The organism is Yersinia sp. 1252 StPb PI (assembly GCF_048593885.1).
Classification (GTDB): Bacteria; Pseudomonadota; Gammaproteobacteria; order Enterobacterales; family Enterobacteriaceae; genus Yersinia; species Yersinia enterocolitica_E.
This window is the reverse complement of the sequence record NZ_JAZGQE010000183.1, coordinates 1-8,639: the sequence shown is the minus strand read 5'-3', so window position 1 is coordinate 8,639 and position 8,639 is coordinate 1. Positions and strand designations below refer to the sequence as shown.

The window sequence follows — 8,639 nt, the reverse complement described above, 5'->3', positions numbered from 1 at the left end:
ATTTTCGATATTGATGGTATTAGTGAGAAAGAACAAGGGAGTGCCATTGGTTTTATTAAAGAACGTTTCGGAATTGCGTCTCTATTGATATTGAGTAAAAATGGCACCGTGCCATTTGTCAGTAATGTCATGATAGAAAATCAGTATGCTATTGCAAGTAAAAAACAGTTTTTATCAGAGATTGGCCTAAAATTTTTAAATTTGGTTCGCGTTAGGCGTTCTGGTTTGGCACAAATAATTGGTTATGAAAAGGTGATTGATGATAGCGAAAAAGATGAGTTAACCGTCCGTCAACGTCAGGTTTTAAAACTCATCATCTCTGGTATGAATGTCAATCAGATATCTAAGAAAATTGGTATAAGTAATAAAACAGTTTATAACCACAGAAGAAATATTTATAAAAAGTATAATGTTGACAGTGATCTAGAACTTTACTACAAAGTAAGAGAAATGTTGTCTTATTGACGATGGGAGACTTATTTCAGTAAGGGGCTACGCTCAAATAAACGGGACTTGTCTAGCATGCAAAACTATCAACTTACCTTAGTCAATTCCAGTTAAGCTGATCTTAGTAAATAACATTTACGGAATGAGTACTCTTCGAATCCGTGAGAATGAGGAATTAAAAAATGCCGACCGATATTTGAAAAAAAGCAGTATTGCACATAGTGTTTTGGCCGCCACTTTTGTAATATTGCCGAAATATCTGTTTTTACCAATAGCCTCTATACTATTGAGATTGTTTTATCGTAATATTTACGTTTATCTCTGAGCAATATTGCTTCATCTGGCTATATGCAGCAACCTCATTTTTTATCTAAAGCGAAGCAGAACAAGTGATATAGGTTGTACCATCTAAAGGGAAGCTGAATAGATTGCCATTCCCCAGATAGACATAATGCCGTTCGTTACTATCATTGGTAAGTTCCCTCACCCAATAATTACCCGAAAACCAACCATTAGAGTAACTGCCCATAGTCCCCCACTCATTCCACAATCTCCCGTTTGCGTCTCTACTCGATCCCGTTGGCATCATTGGCACTCTGTCGGTCATCTGGCTATAATTTGGTATGGTGTAATCCCCCACAAGTGAGCTGCACCATGTTTGTGCATCACTGTATCTCATAAGGTTGAAGCTGTTGTTTCTAAACCAGCGGCCTACGGTAAATCGATAAGTTAATAGCGAACCATTGGTTTTATGTTCAGCAGTTATGGTAACTGTATTATTGCCAGAAGTGGGTTCCTGATTAAATCTAACACTCCCGACAGCATCCACACTGACCCAGCCCTGATCGGCATGCCAGTTATACTCTGTATTCTCCGCAGTGGATTCCCCAATGACTAACTGGAATACTGCTCCTGTGAACCCTGTTTTAGGGAACCCATCATTGACTGAGAAAGAAGTGCCATTGACTAAAATATGCGTCATCTGTTTTTCATTGAAAAATTCAACAGTGGCCGTAGCAGAAAGACCGCTACGTGTCGTTACCGTAACCTCACTTCTGGCCGCCGTATTGCTGGTGAGGAATATTTCTACTTCGCCATTACTGTCGGTTTCACCGCTGGTATAAAGTAGGTTAACACCGTTTGTGGCAGTGAAGTTCACAGTTTCGCCCACTACATCATTGTGATGACGGTCGTTCACTCTGACCAATATCCTATTGTCATCTGATCCGTTGGCAACTGCATTATTTTGAGTCACTTCCGCATTAATGAGCTCGGCAGGACCCGCAATAAATAAGGTATCTATAGATTGGACATCCTCATCAATACTTGCCGTTACCTTAGTGGACCCAGAGATAAAATTTGTTACGAAAGCAGTTGTAATACCATCGGTTCCAGTTGGCTCATTCGGTGTGACTACACCTAAATTATTTGCAGAAAAATGTACAACTGCATTCACTGCAGGCGTACCATCCAGATATTCAACAGTCGCACGAACTGTATTAACAGCAAGTCCATCTGCAACAGCACCCAATGGTGATTCGGCCCATATCAGACTGGAGATAGCCCGTTGCCATTTGATATTGATCGTACTGGGTAGTTGAACCGGTAATCCAACGCTGGGTTCGGTAATACTGGGGTCTGTCTGTGGAGTTACGACCACATTCAGCTCACTGCCTACAATTATGTCGCTGAGACTCAGCGTATAATTTTGACTCGTCGCACCGCTAATAAGGTTACCGTCCAGTATCCACTGATAGGTTGTTCCAAATTCGGTATCACTGTCTGCGTCGTTAAAAGCAGATGTCACCGTAATCACATCTCCGACCCGTGGCTTGGTATTGTTGACTGAGAGGATTGTCGTCGGCGCTCGCCCGTGAACGGGCGCTGTTGATTGTTGAACAGCCTGCACTGCCTGGCTCATGATGACCATCAGGATCAGTAATAGTCTGATTAACAATTCATTAAAGATAAAATGACGGTGCAGCATCCAGTGTATCCATCATACTAATATTACGTTAATTGACCCCGACACACTTAACAAACTAAGCATGCCGGGGTTTACTCTTTATTACAGACTCAGTTAGTTGCTAACAACAACCTGAATCCTCAATCTCTGGTCTGTACGTACCGGTGTATAGGTATTACTCGTTGCTCCGCTAATGTCAATGAACGTATTCGTTCCTTGTCCAGTTTCAATCTGCCACTGGTAAGTTACACCATTACAGGCACCGCCCGCACACGTTACTGTCGCAGTCAGTGCAGAATCAACCTGAGGATAGCCGCCGACTTCGCCGGAAACTGTTACGCCAGTGACTGTACCGCCAGCAATGACCGTCAAGGCATTAGAGGCAACGGACAAACCAACGGCAGGGTCAGTAATTGCCGGGTCTGTATGCGGCGTAACCTCCACAGTAATAGTTTTGCCCAAATCACCAGCAGCTATAGTGTAGGTATTTGATGTTGCTCCTGGGATATCGACACCATCGGCCCGCCATTGATATGTTTCCGGTATCGCTGCATCACCGTCAGCATCGCTGAATACGCCGGGAGTACTGATACTTAACGTATCTCCGACATCTATCAAACCATTGCCGTTGGCATTATCTGAGACAATAGTGCTTTGAGTGACTACAGGGGCACGCCCTATAACGTTGGCAGTCGGAATGGATGTAACGAGCGCCCATGCAGACCCTGCTGTCAGCAGACTCAACAATATCCCCAAGACGAGAGACTCGAGCCCTTTAAGTGAGCCTATCTTGCTTTTCATTGTTTTCTTTCCTCTTTTGTACTAGAACCCAATATATTAGTCACATTTTATTGCCGTTCAGAATGATGATAAATGCCTTGTTTTAATGCGAAACGACTCGAATAGCTCGTTTTTGTAAGCCTGCTGTTATTGTCAATGACTCAGAAGTAGCGCCAGGTATAGCAATGAACACTCCCGATCCCACAAAAGACTCTACTTCCCACTGATAATTCACTGGAACACCGTTACACAACGCAATTGAACACATCGCAACGGCCACGAGGGTATCGTCAACAACAGGGTGAGTTGTTAATTCTACTCCATTGCTATATATCATTAATTTCACTGGAGTTTCCGATATAAAAGAAGTGTCGATACTCTGACTATTGTCATTGAAACTGGCTATCACAGTTGTAACACCTGCATTGATATTGGCAAGCGTAGCCGTCACCTCACCATTAGCATCTGTAATGGCTGTGGGGGTGATGGTCGCATCATTGTTCGCTTCAAATTCCACCTGTACATTCGGAATAGAATTCCCATTCTTGTCAGTCACATGTGCCTGTACTTTATTGAGGTCGACGCCATTGGCGATTGCATTATCAGTGATCATCGTCATCTCAATAGTCGCGGTGCGATAATCTGCCGTGAGTATTATCTCATTCGATTTCTCTGCTATAGGAGAACCATTCAGCGTAGGTATGACCGTCGCGATACCTGCCGATATCCCGCTAAGCTCAGCATGATACACGCCGTTATCTTCGGTTATCGCACTCACGGTAACACCGGAAATACCTGTAACTTCAAATGCCAACACTAATTGATGAATTGGTTGTTTGTTAATATCCAAAGCAGTAAAGCTGAGCGTACTGGCCTCTATTCCATCAGCAATAATCGTCGCAGGGGCTACTTTGAAAAGAGAATACTCTGTACTCAATGCATGGAGGCTCTCTGTTAAGATAATCTTAGTCGATGCCAGAGAGATATCATTAATTACCGGAGCAATAATGGTTTCCCCTCTGGTGAACCCAGCAGTTAATTGGAATGTATATACACCTGGAGCAGTCTCAGTAATCGCACTTAACTGCGGTTTGCTCACAGGAGCTGCAGCTGTTTTGTCTGGCGTAAAATTTAAATCCAGTGTCAATTGATCGCTCTTACCCTGAACCGGCAGATTACTACTGTCTTTCAGAGACAACGTTAGGAGGCTGATGGCAACGCCATCAGCGGGTATTTCAGCGGGTGAAGCCTGTATCGTAGAGTTCGCCGGATTAATATCCTGCGGTGTGACAATGACCTGGGTTGTGCTTCGTTTTGAGACATTTCCCTGGCTGTCGTAGGCAACCGCACTCAGTGTATAAACATTACTGTTTATTTTATAGGGAGGGAGTTTAATCGATAGGGTTTGTGACGAAATCTGTATCACCTCTCCCCCTGCCGCGACCAGAGATGCAGTGTCCCAATCGATTCGTTTAAGCCCATATTTAGCCGTCACTTGTGCATCGACTTTGATAATTCCAAACGCGCTTCCTGACACGTGATCTGGCAATGATAGTTGAATCAATTCCTTTTTTTGGTAATCCAACACAATATTGTTGTTACGCTCAACCAGATCATAACGACTGCCTGCTAACGTGCGGCTTGTTGCCACCGCCGATGGGTCGATCTGCGATTGCCATGATGCACCAAGCCGATAATTCAATTCGATGCTCATGTTGGTTTCATTCCTACCACCTTTACCAACGCGGTTTTCTGCACCAATAGTTATCAATGGGATAGGTGTATAATTTATCCCAGTGGTCACTGCATAAGGATTCTTCTGCCTATTATCTTTGCCAAACAGCGCCACATCATCACCACGATAATATTCATATGCCAACTTACTGCCCAACTGAGGATAAGTGGGTAGATAAGCTTCAATACGAAGATCATAGCCGTTGGCTGGGCGTTCATTATAATCAGTGAAATCCCGGGACTGGTGCCAGTCAGTGATACGCAAATAACTGTTAGCTGAAAACTTCAGATAATCAGTCCAGGCTTCAACTCCTAAGCCAACACGGTTATTTTTACCCGTTATGTCACGATCAAAAAAAGTATTGATACCGTACATCCAATCACCCTGCAGTATTCGCCCCCCCGCACCGATATTGACCGTATTCCGACCATCTTTCTTACGCATACCAAGCTGGCTGAATAACAGAGAACCTTGGTAGTCGTACAATGGCACCAATAGATCGACCGCACTTCCATCAAGACCAAGATCGTTATTAACACCCAATTTAACTCGCGCAGTACCAAACTGACTCAGCCAATGCGCCACTGAGTCGCTGGCTTCCCCCACCACAGCAGATCGTGCGATGTTAGCTGCCGCGCCAGCTGTATCACTGTCAGCCAGAAGTGTTCCACCCTTTATCAAACTGTGTGCCAACCTTTCTTTATATTGAGGAGGAGCTGTCGAGTAAGGAGGTGCGTTACTGCTATTTTTAAAAGGTAACGGCGTAGAACGTGGAATGTCAATTTCATCCCCCGCACCCAGTTGAATGAAAGCCTTTGAAAATGTGCGGAACTGGTTTAATTTCCGAAGTTCACCCACCGTAATGTGATACTTTTTGGCAACAACATATACGTTTTCACCGGGTGACAATATATATGGTACAGTTTCATAAACTGCCCCCGTTAAAGTGTGAGGTTCAGAGGTAAGCATTTTTGCTATTGCAGGGTAAAAAGGTTGTGTCAACGGTAACAACAGTTGAAAAGTGATATTAGTCCACGCGACGATAGATTTAGGTGTCATTAAGAAAAACCCCATCTTAATATTAGTCAGCGCAGCTTTGCATTCTAATTTCCTTGAGTTATTGTTAAGATTATAGCTCTATTATCATGATTATTTTTTCGTCTTAACTATATAAATGCAACTAATGGTACACTTCAATGCCAAGTCACGTTCTTTCTGGCCGTTTACTTGTATATTGGAAGCCAGTAAAATCTAATTATTTAGGCAAGGCAAATGGCGTGACGATATACAGTATCAGTGAAGTAGCACAGCTTTGCGGTATTAATTCGGTAACGCCGCGAGTGTGGTAACACAATTATAACCATTTAAAACAAAAAATTACTGAAGGAAGCCATCGGCAGTATATAGAGACGATATTGTTCGTATCCGCAGTATTAGGTGTGCCGGTTGGGTTTACTTGACGGTAGTGTGGTATCAGATGACAGCACTAACTGGGTATGTAGTGGTCAAGCAAAACTGGCCACGGCTTTCGAATTTTTCCAGAACAACCGTTCTGATTCATTCGGCGTCAAACTGTAAGTATCCCCTCAAAATGACCCATTCACTTTTAGAGATCTTCCGCATACTGATTATGTCACCTGGTGAGATAGCTATGCGTAAGATCCGATTCACCGAGCGCCAGATTATCGCCGAACTAAAATCAGTCGAAGCTGGCAGGAGCGTCAAAGATGTGTGTCGCGAGGCCGCTATTTCCGAAGCCAGCTATTACAACTGGAAGGCGAAATATGGCGGAATGAAAGCCGCTAATATCAAAAAGATCAAAGATCTTGAGGACGAGAATCGTCGTCTGAAGCAGACCTTTGCCGATCTAAATCTGGAATGCCGGGCGCTGAAAGACTTTATCGAAAAAAGCTTTAAAACCAGCGATAAAGCGTGAGTTCGCCAACTATTTGACCGCGTAGTTTACGATGAGCATACGCCAGGTATGCAGAACGTTGGGGGATTAGTCAGATCCCAGTTGCTGCCGGAAGTGGTGATAACGCAGCCGGTGCTATTGGTATCGGTTTATACCGCACCGGACAGGCAATGCTTTCACTCGGAACTTCCGGCATTTACTTTGCCGTCAGCGACGGTTTTCTGAGTAATCCTGACCGTGCAGTACACAACTTCAGCCATGCCCTGCCCTGTCCAATAACTGGCATCTAATGTCTGTCATGCTCAGCGCCGCCTGCTTAGAATGGGCTTGTAAGCTAACGAATGTAGCCAGCGTTTCGGAACTGTTGGCAAATATTGAGCGCCCCCCCTCAGTCCGACAATCCCGTCTGGTTCTTGCCTTATCTTTATGGGGAGCTTACTCGCCATAATAATCCTAATTCTAAAGGGGAGTTGGGGGGCTTTACTCATCGACATAATGCGACTGATTTAGTCCGTGCGGTACTGGAAGGTATAAGTTTCGCTTTAGCCGATGGTATGGATGTGCTACATGCTACAGCCTAAGCAAATTATGTTGATCGGCGGCGGGGCCCGTAGCCCATACTGGCGGCAGATACTGGCAGACGTTAGTGGTCGGTCGCTGGAATACCGTACCGGCAGAGATGTTGGCCCAGCACTGGGGGCAGGTCACTACCTCTGTTATCTACCACGTTTGCTAGCCGTGTAATAAAAAGTTAAAAAATAGGTAAATCACAGATAATAATTAAGCCTGAAACTTTTCACATATTCGCATAGGCCAGGAATTGAAGTATGGGCACCTCGGATTTAAAATTAACGGGCAGACTGGCAACGGACGATAATAACCCCGGATTAACTACAGCGACGTAATTACTCACGCTTTTTTATTCTTTCTTTATAGATAAAACAAAAAAGAGGAAGAGCTAACGAGTGTCAACCCTTCTCCCCAATAAGAGGTAATGGGTATAATTTATACAAGTAATGATGAGGGTACTAATCACTATTGGTCGAACAACTGTTGCGATATAGCGGCAGGCTATATATTACCAACTGTACTGAACACCAACACGGTAACGTGTTTGACGTTCATCAGTGATTTTGCTACCAGGAACGTTGCCGATAGCAGCATATGGCCTCCAGTTTTTATCCCATTTATAGGCAATTTTCAGGTCATGGCTCCATTCGTCTTTCTCATTGTTTGACAGAATTTCATCTTCAGACTTCTTGTAATTCAATTCGTATTCAGCTGAATAGTCTTTCAAGAAACTATAGGCAAATAGCATAGTAAACTCATGGCCTTTCTCTATAGATTTGGTTTGAGCAGGCTGGTTACGCTTGTAGTATGGACGATAACGCAGTGATGTTGAAAAATCATCAGTGAAGGACACTTTACCACGCAGATAAGGGCGGTAGTTGTTATAGTCAGATGATGACTCTAATGAGAAGCCTGGCTCAAGCTGGAATGTTTTATTGAATTGATAGATGTAACTGGCAACGACTTCAGTGCCATTGCTGACTTGCTCGTTGAAAGGTTTGTTTGGTGTCGTATCAGAGCTGTGCTGGCCCCATTTTCCTTCTAAAGACAAACCGAAACCATTGGCAAAACGATTGGAAATCAGTAAGCGATCTTTATGATCAGATTGACGGGTATCTTTCATCTCATGTCGATAGTCAATTGTTGTTGCAACAGAACTAAAACTAATAATAGAGACTACTGCCAGAGTAAGTGATTTTAATTTCATTTTTATATAATCCTAGTCG

The 8,639-nt window shown here is 43.7% G+C and carries 5 protein-coding genes and 2 pseudogenes; 3 read left to right on the top strand and 4 right to left on the bottom strand.

The genetic code is table 11. The features are described 5' to 3' along the window. Positions 1–465 (top strand): helix-turn-helix domain-containing protein (locus V2A85_RS19640; protein WP_420072145.1); only part of this gene is annotated, 465 nt, incomplete at its 5' end. A gap of 352 nt (positions 466–817) precedes the next feature. On the opposite strand, the gene V2A85_RS19635 is transcribed toward V2A85_RS19640, so the two are convergent. The 3 genes from V2A85_RS19635 to V2A85_RS19625 all read right to left on the bottom strand — a co-directional run bounded on the left by V2A85_RS19635 (position 818) and on the right by V2A85_RS19625 (position 5,987). After that, on the bottom strand, positions 818–2,434 hold the full coding sequence (locus V2A85_RS19635) for an Ig-like domain-containing protein (protein WP_420072144.1): 1,617 nt from the start codon (positions 2,432–2,434) through the stop codon (positions 818–820). Between the two features lie 93 nt (positions 2,435–2,527). Continuing rightward, the gene (locus V2A85_RS19630; protein ID WP_420072143.1) at positions 2,528–3,214 is read right to left on the bottom strand and encodes a ZirU family protein; all 687 of its coding nucleotides are present in this window, start codon (positions 3,212–3,214) and stop codon (positions 2,528–2,530) included. Between the two features lie 82 nt (positions 3,215–3,296). Then, complete coding sequence (locus tag V2A85_RS19625) at positions 3,297–5,987, bottom strand: ZirU family protein (RefSeq protein WP_420072142.1); 2,691 nt, start codon at positions 5,985–5,987, stop codon at positions 3,297–3,299. 592 nt (positions 5,988–6,579) lie between these two features. Here V2A85_RS19625 and V2A85_RS19620 point away from each other — a divergent pair. Together V2A85_RS19620 and V2A85_RS19615 are read left to right on the top strand one after the other, a co-directional pair. Further along, a pseudogene (locus V2A85_RS19620) lies at positions 6,580–6,886 on the top strand (transposase); the annotation flags it as partial. Between the two features lie 19 nt (positions 6,887–6,905). Continuing rightward, positions 6,906–7,545: pseudogene (locus tag V2A85_RS19615) on the top strand (FGGY-family carbohydrate kinase); the annotation flags it as partial. A gap of 376 nt (positions 7,546–7,921) precedes the next feature. Here V2A85_RS19615 and V2A85_RS19610 read toward each other — a convergent pair. Beyond that, on the bottom strand, positions 7,922–8,620 hold the full coding sequence (locus V2A85_RS19610; protein WP_372558604.1) for an oligogalacturonate-specific porin KdgM family protein: 699 nt from the start codon (positions 8,618–8,620) through the stop codon (positions 7,922–7,924). Between the last annotated feature and the right edge of the window lie 19 nt (positions 8,621–8,639).